Below are 21,868 nucleotides of genomic sequence, written 5' to 3'. Positions count from 1 at the left end.
ACATCGCTTTCCCGGCGGCCTGGTCATTCCGGACCGGCGAAGAACTCGAGCGCGATGTTGTCCGGATCGCGGAACGAAACGCCGCTGCCGTAGTGCGCTTTCTTCACCCCGCCGTGCGAAATGCCGAGCTCGTCCAGCTTCCGGGCCCATCCGGCCAGCGCTGCGTGCGATTCGACCGCGAACCCGATGTGGTCCAGCCCCGTGCGGCGTTCGTCCGCCCGGTCCCGGGTTTCCTTGCCGTGGTGGGTGTGCAGCCCGAAGAGCATGCCGCCGCCGAGGGCGAAGACCGTGTGGTGGAATTCGCCGCCTTCCTCGTCCTCGTCCAGGACGGGCCCGGCGCCGAACAGCCTCGTGTACCACTCGGTGCTGCGCTGAAGATCGGATACGGTGATCGCGATGTGCTGCAAACCTGGGAAAGCCATGTGCACCCCTTCGCGCGGTCGGCATGCCCGCTCGCATGCGGACGTACCGGTGTTCTTACCAGCCGCCGCGCGGCCGGAGCCCGCTCGATCGAACGGGCGGCGGAGGGACCGGGACGAGCGGGCGGCGGGGCCGGATGAACGGGAAGCAGGCACTGGAGAGGGACGGGACAGTCCGCTGGCTGTCCCAACCCGGCGCGACGGTGGTGCGGACCGCCGAACAACTCGGCATGGGCCGCGCCACGGTTTACCGGAAGCTGGCACAGTACGGGAGGGGATCTCTCCAAACCCAAGGGATTTTGCTGCTGATGCTCACCGCTGACCTGCGTTTTCGCAGGTCAGCACATCGTTCGGCCCAGGAGGACTCATAATCCCTTGGCCGTCGGTTCGGGCCCGACCCGGCTCACTCTGACTTCCCTTTTATAGGGTATGACCTGCGGAAACAGCCTCGGAAACGATCTTGACGCGAGGCCTCGCGGAAGCACTGGAAACGAGCACAGCGCTGGTAACCCAAGGGATTGTTCGAGTAAGCCTGATTTCATGACCGTCGTTGAGGCGCCCGTGGAGGTGCTCGAGAGCTGGAGCGGTATTTCGAACATCTCCGCCAACGGCCGAACTTTCGCACCGGAGAGTCGCTGGCGCACAGCTGCATCGCGCAGCTCCCGCTCCGCCCGCAACGTCTCGTGCTTCATCCCAGCTCGCGAGCCACCTGCGCCAACGGACGAGCCGACGACCTCACCAACGCCACCGCATCCCGCCGGAATTCTTGCGGATACTTCGACGAACCAGACACAAACACATCCTTCCCCAGGCCAACACCAAGGATCAGTGTGTCGGCCGGCGAACTGATCGACCGAGTGTGGGACGGCGCGCCGCCGTTGCGCGCGCATGCCGCGCTTTACAGCTACTTGTCGCGGCTGCGGACAGTGTTGCGGGAGACCGGCAATGCGGTTCTGGACCGCGCCAGACGCAGCTGTGTCCTAGCCGTCGACGACGAAGAGGTGGACCACGGCCAGTTCGCCGCCGTTGTCCGCGACGTCGTATCCGGGTCGCTCGCTCCGGCGGATCGAGGAGACGGCGCGACCTACGATGACGAGCATGGAATCGATGTCCGCCCTCGTCCATCTGGTCAGTCTCTTCATCAACTTCCGAGACTTCGAATTCGGCGAGGGATCCCATCATGGCTACCGCTGGGTTGATGCCAAGCATTTCCAGTTGCCGGCCGAGGCGCCGCAGGACCGAGATGTCCTAGCGGCCTTGATCGCACACCCCCAGTTTCGGGACACGTACGACGGTGCCGGCGTTCAAGACTGGCCGCGCCATGGCCAGTGGTGGCTTCATCGCATCACCCCGGACGACTACGAGACGGTCGATGCCGCGACGGCAGTCGGCGTCATCCGCTCCTGGGCCAGCCAGCACGGGAACGTCCCAGAGCCGCTCGAAGCACGCCTGCGCCAGGAGATCTACCGCCCGATCCGCAAGGCGACCAGCACATACCTGTTGGGACAGCTTGCGGAGGACGCGCTCCACGACTATGGCCCGATCCATATCGACTACCACGAACTCGTCGTCATCGACCGGCCCGCGGCGTCGCTCACTCTCCTCGTCGCAGCCGACGATTGACCCCGCGACATCACTGCCACCCGCGCTCGAAAAGGGGCAGTCGCGTACCCGACTCCACCATTAGTTTTCAGTCCCGCCGAGGAAATGGGGAGAATCGCGAGTCAACGTCTCGCAACGCCGAGATGGATATGTGGATCGCCCAGTTCGGCGAATGGGGATGCAAAGCTTGCACTATTCGGCCGCGTGCCCTCGCGGGTCGGTGGGCGAGGCGATCCGGTAGCCGATTCCCGGGGTCGTGGTGATGATCGGCGGGTTGCCGAGTTTGCGTCGCAGCCGGCCGATCGTGACCGTGACGGTGTTGGTGAACGGGTCGGCGTTCTCGTCCCAAACCTGTTCGAGCAGGGTCTCGGCGCTCAGGAAACCGGGACTCGCCCGCAGCAGCGCTTCGAGAACCGCGAACTCCTTCACCGAGAGGCTGAGTTGTAGTCCGTCGCGTACGACGGTGCGGCGTACCGGGTCCAGCTCGATCCCTGCCGTGCGCAGGGTTCGGGGACGTGCGTGCGGTTTGCGACGGGCGAGCGCCTGGATGCGCAGGATCAGCTCCGGGAAGTGGAAGGGCTTGGAGAGGTAGTCGTCGGCGCCCAGAGTCAGCCCGCTGACCCGGTCGCCGGGCGCGCTCGCCGCGGTCAGCATCAGCACCATCGGCCGGTCCGCCCGTTCGGTGATCATCTGGCACAGCGTGTCGCCGTGGAGACCGGGCAGGTCTCGGTCCAGGACGACGACGTCGTGCGCGGTGAGTTCGAGTTTGGCGGAGGCAGTCAGTCCGTCGCCGGCGAGGTCGACCGCCATTCCTTGGTCCCGGAGCCCCTCCGCGACGACCTCGGCGAGGGCGCGGTCGTCTTCGACGACGAGGATCCTCATGCCGGGACCGGCGTCTTCACGGCCGGCAGGGTGATCGTCACGCGCAGGCCGCCTTCGGGACGGGCGAACAGCGCGAGCCGGCCGCGGTGGGCGGCGGCGACGGCGGCCACGATCGACAGGCCGAGTCCTGAGGAGCCGGTGCGTTCCTCGCCCAGCCGTTCGAAGGGCTGGGCCAGCCGGTCGACCTCTCGTTGGTCGAGGACGCGTCCGCCGGTCTCGACGGCCAGCACGGTCTCCTCCTCGGTCGCGGACCCGGTGACCTCGATCCAGCCGCCTTGCTCGTTGTGCGCTACGGCGTTGTCGATGACGTTGTCCACCAACCGCGCGAGCAGGGCCGGGCTGCCCTGGGCCGTCGTCGCCGGGGGCAGGTCCACCGTCACGGTCAAGCCTTTCTCGCGAATGTCGGCGAAACGTTCGCGCCGTGCCGCGTCGACGAGTTCGCCGAGGTCGACCCGGTCAGCATCGGCCAGCGCCCCGTGTTGCGCTCTGGCCAGCACGAGAAATCCGTCGAGCAGGTGATCGACTCGATCCAGCTGGGGACGCAGCCGGTCCGTGAGCGCGATTGTCGAAGCGGCTGAATGGGGCTTGGCGATCGCGACGTCCAGCGACGCCCTCATCGTCGCTAGAGGCGTGCGCAGCAGCTCAACGGCAACGGCAACGGCGCGCCCACCCGACCAACGCCGTCGCAGCGAACGCGGAACGTGTTTCCCAGGAAGGGCCAACGTTTCCGGGCTACTCGTCGAAGGTCATCTCCGGCGGTGGACGGCGGAATCCGCGGGTGATCGCGGCCAGCACCACGATTCCGATGCCCAGCCACACCAGGCCGAAGACCAGCGCGATGCCGTCCAGGTTGACCAGCAGCCACAGGTCCACCACGACGCCGATCAGCGGGAAGACCAGCCAGGTCAGCGTCCGCTTTCCGGTGCGGTCGCGCAGCCAGGTCGCGAGCACGCTGAGGTTGACGAACGTGAACGCGGTGAACGCGCCGAAGTTGATGAACGAGGTCGACGTGCTCACGTCCAGTGCCAGCGCTGCCAGCCCGACCGCTCCGGTGAGCAGGATGCCGAAGGCCGGTGTCGCGAACCGCGGGTGGAGTTTGCCGAAAACGCGCGGCAGCACGCCGTCGCGGCCCATGGCGAACATCAGCCGCGACGCGCTGGCTTGTGCCGCGATCCCGGACGCGAACTGCGCGACCACCAGACCGGCCAGGAAGACCGACGCGAAAAGGTCGCCGCCGATCGTGGTGGCGATTTCGAAGGCCGCCGAGGATTCGTCGGCGAACGCGCTGCCCGGGTGGGCCAGCTGGGTGAAATAGGCGAGGGCCACGAAGATTCCGCCGCCGATCAGCGCGGTGAGCAGGATCGCGCGGGGGATCGTCCGCTGCGGTTCGGTGGTTTCCTCGGTCAGCGTCGTCACGGCGTCGAAGCCGAGGAACGAGTACGTCGCCAGTGCGGCACCGCCGGAGATCGTGCCCAGTGTGCTGCCCGCGTGGAAGAACGGCTGCGTGCTCGCGAGCGCCTCGCCGGCATGCAGCACGTGCCTGATCGACAGCGCGACGAAGAAGCCGATCACCAGCAGCTGGAACGCCATCAGCACGAAGTTGGCTTTTTCGGCGACCTTGATGCCCAGCACGTTGAGCAGGGTCGTCAGGACGATGAAAGCGATCAACCAGACCCAGCGCGGCACTCCGGGGAATTCGGCCGAAAGGTAGGCGCCGCCGATCAGCCAGATCACCATCGGCAGGAAGAAGTAATCGAGCAGCACCGCCCAGCCGACGAGGAAACCGGCGCGCGCGTCGATGGCTTTCCGGACGTAGGTGTAGGCCGAGCCGGCGACCGGATGCGCGGCCGCCATTTTCCCGTAGCTCGCGGCGGTGAACAGCATCGCGACGAGGGCGAGCAGGTAGGCGGAAGGCACGGTGCCCGCGGTGGTCGCGGCGACGATGCCGAACGTGCCGAGCACGATCAGCGGGGCCATGTAGGCGAGGCCGAACAGGACGACGCCGGGAAGGCCGAGCCGGCGCCGCAGCGCGGCCGGGGCGGTGGACGTGGCGGTCATCGGTCGTCTTCTCCTCGGGGGCTCCAGCGGCCCGGGTCGATCCGGCCCTGGTAGAGCGGCAGGTGCACAGGGGCGTCGGCGGGGCGGAACTGCGCCCACATCCGGTTGGTTCCGGCGGTGCCCTCGCGGCGGACGCGGGGCACGTCGTCGAGGTCGATCGTGTGCGCGAGGACGCCTTCGGCTTCGCCGGGCAACGCGGCGAGGACCTCGCCCTCGGGCCCGACGAGGACGCTGTCGCCGCGGCCGAACGGCCCGGCGGTGTTCACGCTCGCGACGAAGACCTGGTTGACGATGGCGTTCGCCCGGGCGAGCACGAGTTCCTGCGCGCGGTCCGGAGTGGTCGTCTGGACCGGGTTGAGCACTACCTCGGCGCCCAGCCAGGCGAGGTGCCGGGCGACTTCGGGAAACCAAGCGTCGTAACAGATCGAGAAGCCGATCCGGCCGGTGCCGGGCAGGTCGGCGACGACGAAGCGGTCGCCGGGGTCGTACGGCTCGTGGGGGCGCCAGGGGAAAATCTTGCGGTACCAGCCGGCCAGTTCGCCGCCGGGGGAGAAGAGCAGGGCGGTGTTGAACAGTTCGCCGCGGTCGCCGGCTTCGCACACCGTGCCGGGCGCGAGCCAGATCCCGAGATCCCCGGCCAGTTCGGCGAGTTCCCGGGTCCGGGGGCCGTGCAGCGGTTCGGCGGTTTCGCGGAGCTGCCGGGTGCGGTCGCCGCCTTCGCCGTCGACGCCGCAGAGATGCAGTTCGGGGAAGGCGGCCAGGCGGGTGCCCGGGAACCGGTTCAGCAGGGACTCGACCTCGCCGGCGAACCCGGGGGTTCCGGCGGGCCGGGGCGGCGCCTGGGCGAGGGCGATCGGCAGTGGTCGCGGCATGGACGGAAAATAGACCATCTTGAACACTTAAACAAGAGTGCTCATCATGAGCACTTTGTGCGGTACGGTCGTCGCATGACCACGGCAGACCTCAATTCCCCCGCGGTGACCGGGATCCGGCGGCTGTCCGCTTTGGACACCGTGCGCGCGCGGATCGCGCTCGCGGTGGAGCTGGGCCTGCTGGCGCCGGGGGAGCGGCTGCCGTCGAACGCGGAGATCGCGCGGGCGCTGGACGTCGCGGAGATCACCGTGCGGCGGGCACTGGAATCCCTGGCCGAGGACGGCGTGATCGAACGCCGTCGCGGCCGGGGCGGCGGCACGCTGGTGGCCGAGCACCCGCCGGCGGCCCGGGTGCGGGAGGTCGGCGCGTACCGGGCATCGGCCGCCGAGGTGCGGGAGCTGATCGACCACCGGCTGGTGCTGGAGTCCGGGCTGGCGCAGCTGGCGGCCACTCGGTCGCCGGACGTCCCGCGCCTGCGGGAGCTGGTGGCCCGGATGCGAGACGCGGCCGGCTGGGCCGAGTTTCACGAACTGGACACGGAGTTCCACCGCGCGGTGGCGGCGCCGGGGCCGGCCGCGGCGGTGCGGCAGTACGAGGTCGTGCTGAGGGAACTGCACCGGTTTTACCTGCCGTACCCGATGCCGAAACTGCGCGAGTCCAACCGGGAACACGCGAGACTGGTGGACGCGCTGGAAGCCGGCCGCCCGGAAACGGCGGCCCGCGTCGTGCGCGCCCACGTCGGCCGCCTGCACGAGACGATGTTCGTCGGCCTGGAATGACCCGGCCGCCGCTGGATCGTCGCCGACCTCGCCAAGACCGCCACCATGTCCCGCTCCGCCTTCGCCGACCGGTTCAGCGCCTTGACCGGGCAACCGCCCGCCGCCTACCTCACCGCCCGCCGGCTCGACCAGGCGGCGCCGCACTTCGGGCACAGCGGGCGGCATCGGGGTAACTCGGAAGGTGGACGCGTACTGCGTCGCAATGACGGCTACGTTGTGAAGAAATCGGCGAGGGCTTTGGCGATTTGGCCGGGGGCGTTTTCTGTGGGGATGTGGTCCGCTCGCGGGATGCGCACGAGCGTGGTTCGCGGGATCTCCAAGGCGAATTTCTCCGCGTACTCCACTTTCTCGAAGCTGTCGTCCTCGCCCCAGATCAGCAGTTTGGGCGTCGTGGACCGGCGCAGCGCGGGGACGAGATCGAGGGTGTAGCGGTTGTCGGCCGCGCCCGCCATCGCCAGCCAGGAGCGGCGGACCCGGGGGTTCGTCCACGGATCCAGATACTCGGCGATCAGCTGTTCGGTGGCGGCGTCTGCCAGTGCCGAGGCCACGGCCTGCCGGCGGGCGGCGAGGAGGCCGTCGGCGGTGACAGCCGCTGCGACCGCCGGGTCCCGGAACCGCGCCACGTGCGGTGCCGGCCAGGAGTCGTAGGCGACCGAGTTGACCAAGGCCAGCCGGCGCACCTCCAGCAGGTCACGGGCAAGGAGGTGCTGGGCAATGGCGCCGCCGATGTCGTGGCCCGCCACTGCGATCGGCCCGGAGATCTTCAGTGCGGAGGCGAATCGCGTGATCCAGTCCGCGAGGGCCGGGACCGTGGCCGTCTCCGGGGTGAGCTCGCCTCCTGAGCGTCCCAGCCCGGGAAGGTCGACCGCGACGGGCCGCAGCCCCGCCTGGGCCAGGCGGCCCAGCACCGGAAGCCACACCCGGCTCCAATACGTCCCGTGCAGCAGCAGGACCACCGGGCCGTCCCGCCCCGCGGTCAAGTAGCTGGCCGCTTCACCGTCGACCTGGACCTCGGTCCGCGACACGCCTGTTCCACTGGCTTCGTTCATCCGACCACTGTGACCGGGGGCTGGCTTCGATGCCGAGAGTCCAAAATGACATCCTTGGGTATATTCCTGCCATGGCCCGTCATCGGGTGGCAGCCCTGCTCAACGCGCCCCAGTCGCCCTTCGAACTCGCGTGTGCCGCCGAGGTCTTCGGCACCGCCTGGGAGGACGTGCCTGCCCGCTACGACTTCCGGATCTGCGCCGAGCGTCCCGGCCCGCTGCGGACCACCGCCGGCTACACGATGCTCGTCGACTGCGGGCTGGAGGCCCTGCAGGAGGCGGACACCGTGATCATCCCCGGCTGGCAGCCGCCCGACGCATCGGTGCCGTCGGCCGTCATCGAGGCGCTGCGGGCCGCCCACCGGCGTGGGGCGAGGATCGCGGCCATCTGCACGGGGGCGTTCGTCCTCGCCCGGACCGGACTGCTCGACGGCCGTCGCGCTACCACCCACTGGCGTCAAACCGACCGGCTCGCCGCCGCCTTCCCCGAGGTGACGGTAGATCCGGACGTGCTTTACGTGGACCACGGCGACGTGGCGACCAGCGCCGGAACCGGGGCGGGCATCGACCTGTTGCTGCACCTCGTCCGTGCGGACCACGGCGCGGCACACGCCGCCCGGATCGCCCGGAACATGGTGCTGCCGCCGCATCGGGACGGCAGCCAGCTCCAGTACGCCGCGCAGCCCGCCCCGCCGAGAGCCGACGAGTCGTTGGCCCCGCTGCTGCAGTGGGCCACCACTCAGCTCGACACCGAACTGACCGTGGCCCGGCTCGCCGGGCGGGCCGGGCTGTCGAACCGGACGCTCGCCAGGCGGTTCACCGAGCAACTCGGCATCAGCCCCGGACAGTGGCTGCTCGGCCAGCGCCTCGACGCGGCACGGGTGCTGCTGGAACAGACCGCCCTTCCGGTGGAGACCATCGCCAACCGGGTCGGGCTCGCCTCGGCGGTCAACCTGCGCCGCCACTTCCGGGCACGCCTCGGAACCACGCCTGGCGCTTACCGGCGGATCTTCGGCGAAACCCGGTAGGCGAAGAAGGACCCAGGCCATGCTCGTCGCCCAGCTCGATTCGGCCGCCGCGAAGGAAGCCGCAGTCCGCGTCGAGGCGGCTCAGCTTCTCGAAGTCCGGCGGCTGGCCTATCCGGCTGCCGAGCGCGCCCGCGGTGTGGCGGGCCGCCGACGAGACGTTCCAGACGGCGCTTGGTCCGCGCGGGATCATGAGTCCTGGCAAGGCACCGGGCTTCTGACCGTCCACTGTAGACCGTGAAGCGCGGGACAGGCGAACCTCAGAGGGGCAGCTGGCTCAGCGCGTGCACCAGCTCCTTGCCGGTTTCGACAGCACCCTCGTGTGCTCCGGTGAGCAGGCCCATCGCGAGCTGGGCCAGCAGGCCTTTCAGCGCGGTGAGGCCCTTGCGGACGATGCCTCGGTCCGGCTCCGGCTTGACCACCTCGGCGAGGACCGCGTCGGCGGTTTCGCGGGCGTCGCGGGCGTCCGCTTCGGGCAGCCCGAGGCTGCCGAGTTGCCGCTTGACCTCGGCGACGACCTCGGCGACGGTTTCGAAACCGGGTGCCACTTGCTCGGTGTGCGCGAGGTTCTGCGTGACGTTCCGGTTGTTCCACGCCAGCTGCGAATTGTGCACGCCGCCGTGGATGACCGGGCCGTGGTGATGGTGTTCTTCGGTGGGCACGGGTTTCCTCCCGGTCAGGTGCGGTGGTCGGGTGTTGCTTGCTGGACGACGGTGTTGCCCCAGGTGAGCACGGACTGGACGACGTCCCCGTGGATGACCGGGCCGTGGTAATTGTGCACGATCTGCGGTGGCTCGGGCTTCGGCTCGACCTCGATCACCCGGAGCGGCGAGCGGAACTCTTTCAGCACGGCGCTGCCGTTGTGGTGCACGGCGCAGCCCTCGGACCCGTTGACGTCGACGTTGCGGACGAGAGCCGTCGCGCCGTGCAAATTCAGGCCGGCGGTCGTCGTGCCGGTGAAGACGCTGTCGTCGAGAACCAGGTTGGCCTTCTCCGCGACGAAGACGCCCATGGACGGCGACCCGGAAACAGTGAGTCGCCGTGCGGTCAGCGTCGCCTTGCCCAACACGGCCCCGCCACTGAGTTCGGTGTCGCTGGCCTCGCAGTCGTGCAGGTCCAGATGGGCGCTGCTGCTCGCGCTGAACGCGATCTGGCCGCCGGACACACTGCAGTTCGCGGCGCGCATCGACGAATTCTCGTGCCCGAGCATTCCGACGAGCTCGAAGTCGCGCACTCGTGCTTCGGTGACTTGAACGTCGGCGGTTCCGTTGGCTTCGACCGCGACAGGGCAGCGCGCGACGTGCAGCCGGGTCAGTTCGGAATTCCCCTGGCCCGCGAACCGCACGGCGGTGTTGTCCAACCCCTCGATGACGGTGTCGGCGGCGACCAGGCGCGCGTTCTCGACGTAGATCCCGATGTTGCCGCCGTCGAAGCGGCAGCCGCTCAGGACCGGCGTGCCCTGGGTGGCCACGAACATGCCGAACTTCCGCGCCTGCCGGACGGTGACGTTCTCGAACCGCCCTGCTCCGCGGGTGTTCACATCGATTCCGGCCACCCGGGGGCTTTCGAAGGTGCATCCGCGCACGAGCGGGTCGGCGCCGTCGGCGACCACCAGCCCGGTGTCGGTCGGGCCGACGTGCGTGCCGGTGATCGTGCCGCGCGCCCCCTGGGCGTAGCGGATGCCGGTGGTCTGCGCGGCTTCGATGCGGGAGTCGGCGACGTCGAGGCTCCCGTTCTGGTCCGCGGCGACCGCGGCGTCGCCGGTGCTGGTGAACCGGCAGCCGGTCACGGCGACGCGGGAACCGCGGGAGAGCAGGCCGTGGACCCGGCACCGGTCGAATCGGCTGTCGCGCACGGTGACATCGGCGCCGGCGGTGGCCCACAGCCCGGTGTTGGCGGAGTCGGTGAACACGCAGCGTTCGAGCAGAGCGTGCGAACCGGTGAAGAGCGCGCGGCCGTACTGCAGCTCAGTGTCCGTCACCGTGACCGAACTGCCGGGCGGCCCGTGCAACGCAGCGGTGTCCCCGTGTGCGACGAGGGTGCACGCGCTGATCGCCAGAGTGCCGGCGGCACAGCGGACCACGTCGTTGTCCTGCGCCCGGAGCACAAGGCCCTCCAGCCGGACGGTGCCCGACGCCACGACGCCCGCACCCGTCGGCGGGCAGATCTCCACCGTCCCGGGCTGTCGCGCGGCGATCCGCACGTCCCCCTGCACGAACAGGCTATCCGGATAACGCCCCGGATCCACCTCGACAACGCACGACCCCCGCCGCCCGGCGGCACTGCGCAGTGCCGACTCGATGCTCCGGTGAGCTCCGCGCTTGCCGGGCGAAACCCGGAGTCTGACCGCCATCCCGTCCCCTCCTGTGGCTCCCGAGCATAGCGGTGAGCGTCTCGTCGCAGAGTGTGTCGTTCGACGGAACGGTCCAGCGCCTGGTTACGGTGCTCTTGACAGCGCGCGAGGGGAGCTGCCGGGCGGTGCATCTTCGTTTCGGCTGTGCGATGTGGACGCACAGGACTTCGCGCTACCGGATGGTCGGGCTGACGCGCTCCGCGATGACTTCAACGGCGGGGCGGCGGGAACTGGGGTGTTCTGCGAGGCCGGAGACGTCCATGGCGTGGCCAGCGAGACGTCGACGGCAGATGGTCGGGCAAGGGGCGTGGAAGCAGGCATCGGCTACGGTCGCGGCTGTGCGGCCGATCATAGTGCTCTTGTGCGACCCGGATACCCGCAAGAAGATCGAGGCCCGCTTGCGCGAAGCGGGCCGCTATCAGGATGGTGAAATTTTCGACCGCCTCGTGGTGGGAGACTGCGCTTTCGGCGTCGATCTTTCCGATGACGTGATGGATGATTACTACGACGATGAGAAGTCGGAATTAATCGAACGATTCGGGTCGGTCGCGCCGGTTGCCGTCGAGTATTCGAATATTTCGTGCCTTCGCCCGCTCCTGCAGAGTGTGCTGAGTGGTCTTTCCGGACTTTTGGATACGGATTTCGACGAGCTCATAGAATTCGATGAGGTTCTTGCGAGATTTTCTCGAGATCCCGATTGGGACTGGGGCAAGCGCAAAGCTGAGTGACGGCGTTTCGTTCGGTTGCTTGATGTGGCCGGTCAGCGAACCCCGTTGAAGTTGACGCGCAAGGTGTAGACCGAGCTGGACGCGGTGATGAACAGTTCGTTGCGGCGCGCTCCGCCGAAGGTCAGGTTCGAGCAGATCTCCGGCACCAGCAGTTTGCCGATCCGGGTGCCATCGGGAGCGAAACAGTGCAGGCCGTCGTGGGCGGCTGCCCAGACTCGTCCTTCGGTGTCCACCCTGAGCCCGTCGAAGCCGCCGTTGTCGGAAGTGCCGAATACCTCGCCGCCGGTGAGCCTGCCGTCGTCGGTGACGTCGAAAACCCTGACGTGGCTGGGATTTTGCCGTGTATCCGCGATGTACAGCTTGCTCTCGTCCGCGGAGAAGGCCAATCCGTTGGGGCGCTCGAAGTCGTCCGCGACGATCCGGACTTCTCCGTCTGCCGGGTCGACTCGGTAGACGTGGCAGGCGCCGATCTCGCTTTCCGCTTGGTAGCCCTCGTAATCGCTGTCGATGCCGTAGCTCGGGTCAGTGAACCAGATGGATCCGTCGGACCGTTCGACAACGTCGTTGGGGCTGTTGAGCCGTCGGCCGCGATAGTGCTCCGCGAGCACGGTCACGCTGCCGTCCGGTTCGGTGCGTGTGACGCGGCGGTGGCCCTGCTCGCAGCTGACCAGCCGTCCCGCACGGTCTCTGGTGTGGCCGTTGGCGTAGCCCGAGGGCTGCCGGAACACGCCGACCTGGCCGGTGGTCTCGTCCCAGCGCAAGGTCCGGTCGTTCGGGATGTCGCTGAACACGAGGTAGCGGCCGGCCGGGAAATAGACCGGTCCCTCGGTCCAGCGGCATCCGGTGTGCAGGCGCTGCATCCACTCGTCGCCGTTGCAGCGCGCGAACCGCTCGTCCAGCACTGCGAACTTAGTCTTGACCAGGTCCACTGGTTACCCCCAGGTTCTGAATGTCATCTCGTTGAGAGCTTGTCGTGCCGAACCTGATATCGTCAAGGCGTGGATGACTTGGATCGCAGACTCCTCGCTGAGCTGCAGCGCGACGCCACCCAGGCCTACGCCGCGCTGGGGCAGGCCGTGGGACTGTCCGCGGGCGCCGCGCACGAGCGAGTGCGGAAGTTGCGCGAGCAGGGCGTCATCCGGCGGACCACCGTCGACGTCGATCCGGCGGCGGTCGGCCGGGGAGTGGCGGCGTTCGTGCTGGTGGAGGCCAACGCCTGGATGGGCGACTCGCCGACGAGCGAAGCGATCGCGGCGCTCCCCGAGGTCGTCGAGGCGCACGTCATCGCGGGCCCGGCGGCTCTGCTGGTGAAGATCCGCACGTCGACTACGGAGGAACTGCAGGCCTCGCTTCGCCGTCTCTACGCGATCGACGGAGTCACGAGCACCCAGGCGATCGTCGTCCTGGAGACCTTCTTCGAGCGTCCGCTCGACACTGCTTCCGGGAGCGCCGGACAGTAGAGACCGCGCCGCCCAACGATCACAGGTGCTTGCCGAAGAACTCGGCCAGCTTTTCCGCGGCCGGGCCGACCGCCGCCGGGCGGTCGTAAAGGTCCACATGGGACGCTCCGGGGACTCGGAACATCTCCTTCGGACCGGTGGCCCGCTGGAACGCCTCGATGCTCATCCACATGGTCTCGGCGCGGTCGCCGACGATCATCAGCAGCGGCCGCGGCCCGAGCAGCGAGAGCGGTGCGAACGCGTCGAAGAACGCGAGCCGGTCGATGCTGTCCCAGGTCAGCGTCTTGGCGGAGCGGGGGTGCGCGCCGCGCGGGGTGCGGTAGTACTCCCAGCCCTCGTAGGCGTGCTGGCCGGCGGCGCGGGCTTCCTGTTCGTTCGCGGGGAAGACCGGCAGGCCGCCGGGCGCGGTGCGGGAAGCGGTCAGCATCGAGTCGAACACCGCCGGGTCCTGGGTTCCGTCGGCGCCGAGGCGCAGCTGGCGGGAGACGTCGGCGGCACTGATCGTGGCGACGGCTCGCACTCGGCGGTCGGTGGAGGCGGCGGTCAGCGAGTAGCCGCCGGACGCGCAGATGCCGAGCAAGCCGATCCGGTCGGGGTCGATGTCCTCGTGGCCGGTCAGGTAGCCGACGGCGGCTTTGAAGTCCTCGACTCGCTGAGCAGGGTCTTCGAGTCCGCGCGGCAGGCCCTCGCTTTCGCCCTGGTAAGCGGCGTCGAAGGCGAGAGCGGCGTAGCCCTGCGCGGCCATCAGCTCGGCGTACGAGCCCGCGGTCTGTTCCTTGACACCGGTGCCCGGGTGCCCGACGACCAGCGCGGGGTGCGGGCCGGGGGTGTCCGGGAGATAGAGGTGGGCGGCGATGCGGAGGTTGTTGCTGAGGAAGGAGATGTCGTTTCGCATGTCTCCAGCTTCGGCGCGGTCCAGGGTCTGAACCAGGGACAGTGCTGCCTATGCATCCCAGTACCAGGCAAGCGGCCCGGCCCGCACGGCACACTGGTGGCATGGCAAGCGAACTGGGCGACTTCCTGCGCGCCCGCCGGGCGGCGCTCGATCCGCGGCAGGCGGGGTATCCGGACGACGGACGACGGCGGCGCGTCCCCGGGTTGCGGCGCGAGGAGCTGGCTCAGCTCGCACACCTCAGCATCGACTACGTCGTGCGGCTCGAACAGGGCCGCACGAACCGCGTTTCCCGGTCGGTGCTCGACGCGCTGGCCGATGCCCTGCAACTCGCGCCGGACGAACGCGCGTACCTCTTCACGGTCGCCGACGTCGCGCCGGTCTCCCCGCGGCAACCGGCCCGGCCCGAGGTCGCGCCCCGGCTGCGGCAGTTGCTGGACACGATGCGCGACGTTCCGGCCATGGTGCTGCACCGCCGGATGGACGTGCTGGCCTGGAACCGCGGAAGCGCCGCCTTGCTCATCGACTTCGAGAAATTGCCGGTGGTTGAGCGGAATCTCATCCGGCTGACCTTTGTGGACGAATCGTTCCGGTCGCTGTACGCCGATTGGCCGCGGGCTGCGCGCGAGTGCGTTTCGGTGCTGCGGATGGAAGCCGGACGCACGCCGCACGATCCGGCGTTGAGCGCGCTGGTCGGCGAGCTGAGCGTGCGGGACCCGGATTTCCGGCGGTGGTGGGCGGATCACCAGGTGCGCGGGCCGCGTGCGCTGTCGAAGGTCTATCGCCATCCGGTCGCCGGGCGGCTCGAACTCGACGTGCAGCAGTTCACAGTGGACACTCATCCGGAGCAGCTGCTGGTCGCCTATACCGCGGAACCGGGTTCGCCGAGCGAGGAGGCGCTGCGATTCCTGCTGCAGTGGTCTCCCGAGCAAGCTCGCTGAAACGCAGTTCTTCTGGTCCGCGGAATCGGGCGGGACGCATTCTCGGTTTCGCATGGATGAATCCGGCCGAATCGGGGCGATTCGGTCAGGGCATTGCGCACGGCGGGTCCGCTGTTAAGGTAAGGCATGCCTAACTTCCTGACCTGGCTTCGTCGACGTCCGGAACGGCTCCGGCCGGGCGCAGTCCTGCTGGCGGCGGTCCTGGCGGCCGGGGCGTGTTCGGCGCCGCAAGGCGCGGACGCCGGTGCTGCCAAACAGCCGCTCACCGACGTGCTGGGGCGGAAGGTGGAGGTTCCGGTGCCGGCGAAGCGGATTCTGCTCGACGGGGCGCGGATGCTGTACACGACCGCGTTGCTGGACAAGGAGGATCCGCTGCGGGGGATCGTCGGGTTGCCGAACGACCTGGAGCAGAACGATCCCGATTCCTGGCAGCAGTACCGGAAGGCGTTCCCCGGGCTCGACCGGATCCAGCGCACCGGGCAGGTGTACGACGGGTCGTTCTCGGTCGAGGCGGCGCTCCGGCTCCGGCCGGACGTGTTCGTGATCAGCGCGGCGAACTTCAAGGCGGCGCAGGATTCGGGCGTCGTGGACAAGCTCGACCGGGTCGGCGTTCCGACCGTCGTGGTCGACTACTTCGAGAATCCGCTCGGGAACACGGTCCCGTCGGTGCGGTTGATGGGCAAGCTGACCGGCCGGACCGCCCGGGCGGACGCGTTCGCGGCTTATTACCAGTCGGCCATAGATCGGGTCCGGTCGCGGCTGGACAATGCTCACCAGCCGCCGACGCCGACATTCCTGTGGCGTGCGCCGGGGTATTTCGACTGCTGTTCCAGCTTCGCGAAGTCCAATCTCGCCAAGATCGTCACCTTCGCGGGCGGCGCGAATCTGGCCGACGACGTGCTGAAAACGCGGCAGGGGACGGTTTCGCCGGAGACAGTCTTGAGCCGGAACCCGGACGTCGTCATCGCGACCGGTGCGGACTGGGCACCCGGCACCCCGGCGAAGGCGGGTTCGTTCGTGTCGCTCGGATACGCCGAGAAACCGGAGGACGCCAAGGCCCAGTTGCAGTCGATCGTCCAGAAACAGGCGGGATTTCCGCAGCTGAAAGCGGTTCGCGAGCATCGGACGTACGCGGCGTGGCACCACTTCTACGATTCGCCGTACAACTTCCTCGCCGTGGAGTGGTTCGCCAAGTGGCTTCACCCGGACCTGTTCCAGGACGTCGATCCCGACGCGACGATCCGTGAGCTGCACGCGAAATTCCTGCCGGTCCCGTACCAGGGCACGTTCTGGACGGAGCTGCCGTGACGGCTCAGGCTGAGCTGGCGAGCCCGGAAGTCCGCGTCGCGGAGGTCGTCGACGCACACCGCGGCCGGGCCCGGCGCAAACGGCTGACCGTGACGGCGTTGGTGCTGCTGACGATTGCCGTGGCTGTGGCGGACATCGCGGTCGGCGGCGAGGCGCTCGGGATCGGGGACACGGTGCGGGCGATCTTCACGCCGTGGGACGCGCCGGCGATGGACACGGAGATCGTCTGGCACCTCCGGATGCCGATGACGGCGACCGCGGTGCTCGTCGGCGCGGCGTTGTCGCTGGCCGGGGCGGAAATGCAGACCGTGCTGAACAATCCGCTGGCCGAGCCGTTCACGCTCGGGGTGTCGGCCGCGGCGAGTTTCGGGGCGGCGCTGAGCCTGGTGGCGGGCGTGTCGGCGATCCCGGTTCTCGGGCTGGTCGGCACGGCCGGGATGGCGTGGATTTTCGCGATGCTGACCAGCGCGGTGATCATCGCGTTCAGCGTGGTGCGCGGCCCGCACACGGAAACCATGGTGCTGCTGGGGATCGCGATGGTGTTCCTGTTCACCGCGCTGCTGTCGCTGATGCAGTACGTGGCGTCGGAAGCGCAGCTGCAGCAGGTCGTGTTCTGGACGCTGGGCAGCCTGAGCCGGGCGACCTGGCCGCAGGTCGGGATGCTCGCGGTCGTCGTGCTCGTCGCGGTTCCGCTGGTGCTGCGGGCTTCCTGGAAACTGACCGCGATGCGGCTCGGCGACGACCGGGCGCGGGCGCTGGGCGTGCGGGTCGAGCGGGTGCGGATCGTGGTGCTGGCGGGGATTTCCCTCGTCGCGGCGACGGCGGTGTCGATCGCGGGCAGCATCGGGTTCGTCGGGCTGGTCGGCCCGCACATCGCGCGGATGCTGGTGGGGGAGGACCAGCGCTATTTCGTCACCGCGTCCCTGTTCGGCGGGGCCTTTCTGCTGTGTGCGTCGTCGCTGGTGGCGAAACTGCTCGTGCCCGGCGTGCTCGTCCCGGTCGGGATCGTCACCTCGATCGTCGGGGTGCCGGTCTTTCTCGGGCTGATCCTGTCCCGCAGGAGGACGCTGTGGACCTGACCCTGCACGTCGAACGGCTCGCGTTCGGCTACGGGCGCACTCCGGTGCTGCGCGAGGTGACGCTGCCCGAGGTGCGGGCGCCGGAGGTGACCGCGATCGTCGGGCCCAACGGTTCGGGGAAGTCGACGTTGCTGCGGTGCGTCGCGGGGTTCCACCGGGTCCGGGGGAGAGTCCGGCTGTCCGGGCGCGACGCGGCCGCACGCCCGGACGGCGGCGGAATCCTTTACCTGCCCCAGGATCCGCCGCCGCCGAGTTCGCTGACGGTCTTCGAGGCGGTGCTGGTCGCCCGGAAGCTGGGCGGCGGCGGACGGGACCACGACGACCGGGTGGCGGCGACCCTGCTGAGGCTGGGCCTGGACGGGCTCGCCACCCGGCGGCTGTCCGATCTCTCCGGAGGGCAGCGGCAGATGGTCGGCCTGGCGCAGGCGATGACGCGCAGACCCGACGTGTTGCTGCTCGACGAGCCGACGAGCAATCTGGACCTGCGCAACCAGCTGCGGGTGCTGCGGATCGTCCGGGAGCTCGCCCGCGACCAGCCCGCGGCGGTGGTGGCGGTGGTGCACGACCTGTCGCTCGCGGCCCGGATCGCGGACCGGATCGTCGTGCTGCACGAGGGAACGGTGCATTCGTCGGGATCACCCGCCGAGGTGATCACCGCGGACCTGCTCGGCGAGGTCTACGAGGTGGAGGGAACCGTCCAGCACGCCGCCAACGGGGTGCTGACGGTCGCGATCGCCGACAGCCTCTGAACACTTTTCTTGTGCCGCAACGGTTTTGCCGGGCGAGGCAGCGGTGTGAGGTGCTTCACGGCGCGAGTACTGGGGCGGACCGTTTTCCCAGGCCGGGCTGGGCCCGCGGTGCCGGAGGATACTTCGACGGCCGGAGAAAGTTAGGTGAGCCTTGCCTAAGTGTGACGGGTCGGTTACCGTCGCTGCGACGCGGTCGACGCAGCCGCCCGCGGACCGCCGGGAATGCGCTTCCCGGCCGGAGACCCGATTTCCACGCGCACGGTTCCCCGTTTCGATGGTGAGGGATTTTTCAGATGACGCAGCCCGATTTCCACGTGTTCACCCGCAGCGATCTGGCCGACGTGGCGCTGGGCCCGGAGGACGTGATTTCCGCGGTACGGCAAGGATATCTCGCGCTGGCGGCCGGGGATTCCCGCTGTCCGACGAAGCTCATGATGCCGCTGCCGGACCAGGCGCGGGACGCGGTCGCCTACTCGATGCTCGGATTCGACGCGAATTCCCAGCAGGTCGGATTCAAGACCTCGTACCGGCAGGGAAACGACAACCGGGACAAGTACTACACGGTGATCAGCCTGTACGACGACACGACCGGACTGCCGTTCGCGCTGATGGACTGCGACCGCGTCGGAGCGTCCCGGACCCCGGCGACCACGGCGCTGATCGCGCAGGAATGCGCCAAACCGGACGCTCGGTCGGCATTGCTGATCGGCACCGGAGTGCAGGGCCAGCTCACCCTGCCGTATCTGCAGACCGCGCTGCCCGGCCTGGAACGGCTGATGCTCTTCGGTACCGCGCCGGAGGGGATCCAGGCCTGCGTGGACGCGTTCCACCGGTATTTCCCGGACCGGGAGGTCGAAATCGTCGACGACGTGCCGGAAGCCGTCGCCGAGGCGGACATCGCGGTCGCGGCGTCCGGGCGGGCCGCGCATCCGAAGGTCAAGACGAGCTGGCTGAAACCGGGTGGATTGCTCATTTCGGTGTCCAGCAAGGGAGTCGACTCCTCGTCGCTGCGGGACGCCGACTACGCGCTCGCGACGAGCGAGGGCCAGCTCGGCGTGACCGGTTCCCGTTTCGACGACGGAGAAGGGAAGGCGACCATCGACGCGGAATTCCCGGACGTGCTCGCCGGGCGCAAACCTGGACGGCGTCATCCGTCGGACCGCGTGTTCGCCTTCAGCAGCGGAATGGTGATCACCGACATCCCGGTCGCGCACGCGCTGGCGACCCGTGCGATCGAGGCCGGCCGAGGGACGCGGGTGCGGCTGTGGAGCTGACGACGTCGACGATCTCCCTGCCGGCCCGCCAGGCGGACTGGGCCCGGCAGGCGCAAGAGGATCCGGTGCTGCTGGGCGAAATCACCCGCGCGGTGGGCGGTCCGTTCCACGTGCTGCACCCGCCGCGGTTCGCGGACAACCTCGCCGCGTTCACCGACGCGCTCGTCGCCGCGGGAGTGTCCGGGCAGGTGTATTTCGGCAAGAAGGCGAACCGTTCGGCCTGCTGGGCACCGGAGTGCGCGAACGCCGGGGCGGGCGTCGACGTGGCCAGCGTGCCCGAGCTGGTGGCTGCGCTGGCGGGCGGCGTGCGCGGCGAGGACGTCATGGTCACCGGGGCGGCGAAGAGCGGCGATCTCGTCTGGCTGGCGGCCCGGCACCGGAGTTTGGTGGCGGTCGACGCGCTCGACGAACTGGACCGGGTGCTCGCGATCGGCCGCTCCGCCGAGCCGGTCCGGATCCTGCTGCGACTGGTGCCGGACACCGCGCCGGGAAGCCGGTTCGGGCTCACCCCGGACGAGGTGACCGCGGCGCTGCACCGGTGCGCGGACGCGGGTTCCGCGGTGCGGATGGAAGGTTTTTCCTTCCATCTCGGGGGATACGAGGTCGCGCCGCGCGCGCGGATGGCCGCGGCGGCGCTCGCGCAATGCCTGCGGGCGCGGGAGTTCGGGCTGCCCGCGGCGGCGGTCTCGATCGGCGGCGGGTTCGCGGCGAGCTATCTCGAACCGGCGGATTGGACGCGGTTCACCGAGGAGTACCGGCCGTCCTGGTTCCACAATGGACAGACGTTCACCCACTTCTATCCCTACCACCAGTCGCCGACCGGCGCGGAGATGCTGGCCGAGGTGCTGGCGAGCCCGGCGTCCGGCGGGGAGACGATCGCCGCCGAATTCGCCCGCACCGGGACGGAGCTGCTGCTGGAACCGGGGCGGGCGCTGCTGGACCAGGCCGGGTTCACCGTCTTCCCGGTGCAGGGCTTCAAGGAACGCGGCGGCTACGGGATCGTGACCGTGGCCGGGCTCAGCATGAGCGTCTCCGAACAGTGGAAGGGCAGCGAGTTCCTGCCCGACCCGGTGCTGTGGCCCGCCGACGGGCCCGGCGAACCGGTCGCAGCCTGCGTGGGCGGTTCGAGCTGTCTCGAATACGACATGCTCAGCTGGCGGAAGATCCCGTTCCCCCGGCCGCCCGCGCACGGCGACCTGCTCGTGTACCCGAACACCGCCGGATACCAGATGGACAAGAACGAAACCCGCTTCCACGGCCTTCCGCTGCCCGCGCGGGTCGTGCTGGACCTGCCCGGCGCGGGCTGGCGGATCGAGGGGGAGGGCCGGTGAACGAGTTCATCCCGCGCCGCGGCCGCGGCATCGTCTCGCACGTGTCGGAGCTGATCGGGCGCACGCCGTTGTTCGAACTGTGCACGACAGGTACGGGCGTTCGCCTGCTGCTCAAGCTCGAACAGTTCAATCCGACCGGTTCGGCGAAGGTGCGCATGGCCGAGCAGATGATCGCCGACGCGGAACGCGAGGGCAGGCTGCGGCCGGGCGGCCGGATCGTCGAACCGACCTCGGGCAACACCGGGCTGGGGCTGGCGCTCGCCGCGCTCGAACGGGGGTACCGGTTCACCGCGGTGGTCGATCACCATGCCAGCAAAGACAAACTGCGCGCCATGAAGGCGCTCGGCGCGGAACTCGTCTACGTGGCCGACGACGGCAGCGGCACGCTTCGTTCGGTCGAACGCCGCCGGGTCGCCGCCGAGCTGGTCGCGGCGGACCGCGAGGCTTACTGGCCCGACCAGCACAACCATCCCGGAAACGGCGGCGGCTACCGGGAACTGGCGAAGGAACTGCTCGCCGACGCCGGGCAGATCGACTGGCTGATCGGCGCGATCGGCACCGGCGGGTCCCTCTGCGGCACGGCCCGGGAGCTGCGCCGGCTGCGCTGCCCGGCGCGGACGATCGCCGTGGAACCGGACGGTTCGATCATCTTCGGCGCCCCGCCCGGCCCGTACCGGCAGACCGGAAGCGGCAGTCCCGCGGGGTTCCCGGTCGGGAAGAACGTGTGCCCGGAGCTGATCGACGAGGGCGTGCAGGCGTCCGATGTGGACGCGTTCGCGACCGCCCGCGCGCTGGCGCGGCACACCGGCCTGATGGTCGGCGGATCCGCGGGCGGCGCGATTCACGTTGCGCTGGAACGGATCGACGCACTGCCGCCGGGCAGCACCGCGGTGGTGCTGGTGTGCGACGCGGGCGAGAAGTACCTGGACAGCGTTTACGACGACGAATGGCTGCGCGGGCACGGGCTGCTCGCGCCGGACGTCGAAGAGCAAGTCCTGCAACGGCTGACGCGACATACTGAGGTCGGCCACGCACTGCAGTGGGTGTCGTGAACACGAGGAAGGACCGC

At 69.2% G+C, this 21,868-nt stretch carries 24 protein-coding genes; 14 read left to right on the top strand and 10 right to left on the bottom strand.

Annotated elements, in window-relative coordinates; translation table 11 throughout:
* Window positions 1-23: 23 nt before the first annotated feature.
* Window positions 24-422 (bottom strand): VOC family protein, encoded by a 399-nt coding sequence (locus WA670_RS42430; RefSeq protein ID WP_037819255.1) that lies wholly within the window; start codon window positions 420-422, stop codon window positions 24-26.
* Window positions 423-445: 23 nt separating this feature from the next.
* Between WA670_RS42430 and WA670_RS45275 the strand changes: the two genes are divergently transcribed.
* Entirely contained in the window at window positions 446-790 is a 345-nt protein-coding gene (locus WA670_RS45275; RefSeq protein ID WP_442893173.1) for a helix-turn-helix domain-containing protein, read from the top strand.
* Between the two features lie 727 nt (window positions 791-1,517).
* Window positions 1,518-2,042, top strand: coding sequence for a hypothetical protein (locus WA670_RS42425; protein ID WP_205670135.1), 525 nt, complete (start codon window positions 1,518-1,520; stop codon window positions 2,040-2,042).
* A 171-nt stretch (window positions 2,043-2,213) separates the two neighbouring features.
* Here the strand turns inward: WA670_RS42425 and WA670_RS42420 are convergent, their stop codons facing one another.
* The 4 genes from WA670_RS42420 to WA670_RS42405 all read right to left on the bottom strand — a co-directional run bounded on the left by WA670_RS42420 (window position 2,214) and on the right by WA670_RS42405 (window position 5,833).
* Window positions 2,214-2,903: a response regulator transcription factor gene (locus tag WA670_RS42420; protein ID WP_336161820.1), complete on the bottom strand. Its 690-nt coding sequence runs from the start codon at window positions 2,901-2,903 to the stop codon at window positions 2,214-2,216.
* Window positions 2,900-3,520 (bottom strand): sensor histidine kinase, encoded by a 621-nt coding sequence (locus WA670_RS42415; protein ID WP_078870749.1) that lies wholly within the window; start codon window positions 3,518-3,520, stop codon window positions 2,900-2,902. The genes WA670_RS42420 and WA670_RS42415 overlap by 4 nt, the downstream gene beginning before the upstream one ends.
* A gap of 115 nt (window positions 3,521-3,635) precedes the next feature.
* Window positions 3,636-4,961: an APC family permease gene (locus tag WA670_RS42410; RefSeq protein ID WP_336161817.1), complete on the bottom strand. Its 1,326-nt coding sequence runs from the start codon at window positions 4,959-4,961 to the stop codon at window positions 3,636-3,638.
* Entirely contained in the window at window positions 4,958-5,833 is an 876-nt protein-coding gene (locus tag WA670_RS42405; protein ID WP_078870757.1) for a carbon-nitrogen hydrolase family protein, read from the bottom strand. The genes WA670_RS42410 and WA670_RS42405 overlap by 4 nt, the downstream gene beginning before the upstream one ends.
* A 75-nt stretch (window positions 5,834-5,908) precedes the next feature.
* On the opposite strand from WA670_RS42405, the gene WA670_RS42400 reads away from it, so the two are divergent.
* A complete protein-coding gene (locus WA670_RS42400; protein WP_134666895.1) occupies window positions 5,909-6,613 on the top strand; it encodes a FadR/GntR family transcriptional regulator in 705 nt (234 codons plus the stop codon).
* Window positions 6,614-6,822: 209 nt separating this feature from the next.
* On the opposite strand, the gene WA670_RS42395 is transcribed toward WA670_RS42400, so the two are convergent.
* Window positions 6,823-7,662 (bottom strand): alpha/beta fold hydrolase, encoded by an 840-nt coding sequence (locus WA670_RS42395; RefSeq protein WP_336161812.1) that lies wholly within the window; start codon window positions 7,660-7,662, stop codon window positions 6,823-6,825.
* Between the two features lie 71 nt (window positions 7,663-7,733).
* On the opposite strand from WA670_RS42395, the gene WA670_RS42390 reads away from it, so the two are divergent.
* Together WA670_RS42390 and WA670_RS42385 are read left to right on the top strand one after the other, a co-directional pair.
* Window positions 7,734-8,687, top strand: a complete 954-nt coding sequence (locus WA670_RS42390; RefSeq protein WP_336161811.1) for a helix-turn-helix domain-containing protein — start codon at window positions 7,734-7,736, stop codon at window positions 8,685-8,687.
* A 19-nt stretch (window positions 8,688-8,706) separates the two neighbouring features.
* On the top strand, window positions 8,707-8,925 hold the full coding sequence (locus WA670_RS42385) for a hypothetical protein (protein WP_336161809.1): 219 nt from the start codon (window positions 8,707-8,709) through the stop codon (window positions 8,923-8,925).
* A gap of 19 nt (window positions 8,926-8,944) precedes the next feature.
* Here the strand turns inward: WA670_RS42385 and WA670_RS42380 are convergent, their stop codons facing one another.
* Together WA670_RS42380 and WA670_RS42375 are read right to left on the bottom strand one after the other, a co-directional pair.
* Window positions 8,945-9,346, bottom strand: coding sequence for a hypothetical protein (locus WA670_RS42380; RefSeq protein ID WP_336161808.1), 402 nt, complete (start codon window positions 9,344-9,346; stop codon window positions 8,945-8,947).
* Between the two features lie 14 nt (window positions 9,347-9,360).
* Entirely contained in the window at window positions 9,361-11,037 is a 1,677-nt protein-coding gene (locus WA670_RS42375; protein WP_336161806.1) for a right-handed parallel beta-helix repeat-containing protein, read from the bottom strand.
* Between the two features lie 338 nt (window positions 11,038-11,375).
* Between WA670_RS42375 and WA670_RS42370 the strand changes: the two genes are divergently transcribed.
* Window positions 11,376-11,765 (top strand): hypothetical protein, encoded by a 390-nt coding sequence (locus WA670_RS42370; protein ID WP_336161804.1) that lies wholly within the window; start codon window positions 11,376-11,378, stop codon window positions 11,763-11,765.
* Window positions 11,766-11,797: 32 nt separating this feature from the next.
* Here the strand turns inward: WA670_RS42370 and WA670_RS42365 are convergent, their stop codons facing one another.
* Window positions 11,798-12,694, bottom strand: coding sequence for an SMP-30/gluconolactonase/LRE family protein (locus WA670_RS42365; RefSeq protein WP_336161803.1), 897 nt, complete (start codon window positions 12,692-12,694; stop codon window positions 11,798-11,800).
* Between the two features lie 69 nt (window positions 12,695-12,763).
* Between WA670_RS42365 and WA670_RS42360 the strand changes: the two genes are divergently transcribed.
* Window positions 12,764-13,225 carry an Lrp/AsnC family transcriptional regulator gene (locus tag WA670_RS42360; protein ID WP_275295053.1) on the top strand — a complete coding sequence of 154 codons (462 nt, stop codon included), beginning with the start codon at window positions 12,764-12,766 and terminating at the stop codon, window positions 13,223-13,225.
* 19 nt (window positions 13,226-13,244) lie between these two features.
* Here the strand turns inward: WA670_RS42360 and WA670_RS42355 are convergent, their stop codons facing one another.
* Complete coding sequence (locus tag WA670_RS42355; protein WP_336161799.1) at window positions 13,245-14,120, bottom strand: alpha/beta hydrolase; 876 nt, start codon at window positions 14,118-14,120, stop codon at window positions 13,245-13,247.
* Window positions 14,121-14,221: 101 nt separating this feature from the next.
* Here WA670_RS42355 and WA670_RS42350 point away from each other — a divergent pair, with 101 nt between their 5' ends.
* The 7 genes from WA670_RS42350 to WA670_RS42320 all read left to right on the top strand — a co-directional run bounded on the left by WA670_RS42350 (window position 14,222) and on the right by WA670_RS42320 (window position 21,851).
* A complete protein-coding gene (locus WA670_RS42350) occupies window positions 14,222-15,058 on the top strand; it encodes a helix-turn-helix transcriptional regulator (RefSeq protein ID WP_336161797.1) in 837 nt (278 codons plus the stop codon).
* Between the two features lie 126 nt (window positions 15,059-15,184).
* Complete coding sequence (locus tag WA670_RS42345) at window positions 15,185-16,366, top strand: ABC transporter substrate-binding protein (protein WP_336161795.1); 1,182 nt, start codon at window positions 15,185-15,187, stop codon at window positions 16,364-16,366.
* Entirely contained in the window at window positions 16,363-17,445 is a 1,083-nt protein-coding gene (locus WA670_RS42340; protein ID WP_336161793.1) for a FecCD family ABC transporter permease, read from the top strand. Before WA670_RS42345 ends, WA670_RS42340 begins: the two co-directional genes overlap by 4 nt.
* Window positions 17,436-18,194, top strand: a complete 759-nt coding sequence (locus WA670_RS42335; RefSeq protein WP_336161791.1) for an ABC transporter ATP-binding protein — start codon at window positions 17,436-17,438, stop codon at window positions 18,192-18,194. Before WA670_RS42340 ends, WA670_RS42335 begins: the two co-directional genes overlap by 10 nt.
* Window positions 18,195-18,487: 293 nt before the next feature.
* Window positions 18,488-19,468, top strand: a complete 981-nt coding sequence (locus WA670_RS42330) for an ornithine cyclodeaminase (protein ID WP_336161789.1) — start codon at window positions 18,488-18,490, stop codon at window positions 19,466-19,468.
* Complete coding sequence (locus tag WA670_RS42325; RefSeq protein WP_336161788.1) at window positions 19,459-20,799, top strand: alanine racemase; 1,341 nt, start codon at window positions 19,459-19,461, stop codon at window positions 20,797-20,799. The genes WA670_RS42330 and WA670_RS42325 overlap by 10 nt, the downstream gene beginning before the upstream one ends.
* Entirely contained in the window at window positions 20,796-21,851 is a 1,056-nt protein-coding gene (locus tag WA670_RS42320; protein ID WP_336161786.1) for a PLP-dependent cysteine synthase family protein, read from the top strand. Before WA670_RS42325 ends, WA670_RS42320 begins: the two co-directional genes overlap by 4 nt.
* Window positions 21,852-21,868: the final 17 nt, after the last annotated feature.

This window comes from Amycolatopsis sp. VC5-11, assembly GCF_037034185.1.
Lineage (GTDB): Bacteria > Actinomycetota > Actinomycetes > Mycobacteriales > Pseudonocardiaceae > Amycolatopsis > Amycolatopsis nivea.
The sequence above is the reverse complement of the archived record's forward strand: the minus strand, read 5'-3'. Positions and strand labels throughout refer to the sequence as shown.

Excerpts from the sequence above, each read along its gene's own strand:
- WA670_RS42430 (WP_037819255.1), bottom strand. The coding sequence starts at position 422 with ATGGCTTTCCCAGGTTTGCAGCACATCGCGATCACCGTATCCGATCTT.
- WA670_RS45275 (WP_442893173.1), top strand. The coding sequence starts at position 446 with ATGCCCGCTCGCATGCGGACGTACCGGTGTTCTTACCAGCCGCCGCGC.
- WA670_RS42425 (WP_205670135.1), top strand. The coding sequence starts at position 1,518 with ATGGAATCGATGTCCGCCCTCGTCCATCTGGTCAGTCTCTTCATCAAC.
- WA670_RS42420 (WP_336161820.1), bottom strand. The coding sequence starts at position 2,903 with ATGAGGATCCTCGTCGTCGAAGACGACCGCGCCCTCGCCGAGGTCGTC.
- WA670_RS42415 (WP_078870749.1), bottom strand. The coding sequence starts at position 3,520 with ATGAGGGCGTCGCTGGACGTCGCGATCGCCAAGCCCCATTCAGCCGCT.
- WA670_RS42410 (WP_336161817.1), bottom strand. The coding sequence starts at position 4,961 with ATGACCGCCACGTCCACCGCCCCGGCCGCGCTGCGGCGCCGGCTCGGC.
- WA670_RS42405 (WP_078870757.1), bottom strand. The coding sequence starts at position 5,833 with ATGCCGCGACCACTGCCGATCGCCCTCGCCCAGGCGCCGCCCCGGCCC.
- WA670_RS42400 (WP_134666895.1), top strand. The coding sequence starts at position 5,909 with ATGACCACGGCAGACCTCAATTCCCCCGCGGTGACCGGGATCCGGCGG.
- WA670_RS42395 (WP_336161812.1), bottom strand. The coding sequence starts at position 7,662 with ATGAACGAAGCCAGTGGAACAGGCGTGTCGCGGACCGAGGTCCAGGTC.
- WA670_RS42390 (WP_336161811.1), top strand. The coding sequence starts at position 7,734 with ATGGCCCGTCATCGGGTGGCAGCCCTGCTCAACGCGCCCCAGTCGCCC.
- WA670_RS42385 (WP_336161809.1), top strand. The coding sequence starts at position 8,707 with ATGCTCGTCGCCCAGCTCGATTCGGCCGCCGCGAAGGAAGCCGCAGTC.
- WA670_RS42375 (WP_336161806.1), bottom strand. The coding sequence starts at position 11,037 with ATGGCGGTCAGACTCCGGGTTTCGCCCGGCAAGCGCGGAGCTCACCGG.
- WA670_RS42355 (WP_336161799.1), bottom strand. The coding sequence starts at position 14,120 with ATGCGAAACGACATCTCCTTCCTCAGCAACAACCTCCGCATCGCCGCC.
- WA670_RS42350 (WP_336161797.1), top strand. The coding sequence starts at position 14,222 with ATGGCAAGCGAACTGGGCGACTTCCTGCGCGCCCGCCGGGCGGCGCTC.
- WA670_RS42345 (WP_336161795.1), top strand. The coding sequence starts at position 15,185 with ATGCCTAACTTCCTGACCTGGCTTCGTCGACGTCCGGAACGGCTCCGG.
- WA670_RS42330 (WP_336161789.1), top strand. The coding sequence starts at position 18,488 with ATGACGCAGCCCGATTTCCACGTGTTCACCCGCAGCGATCTGGCCGAC.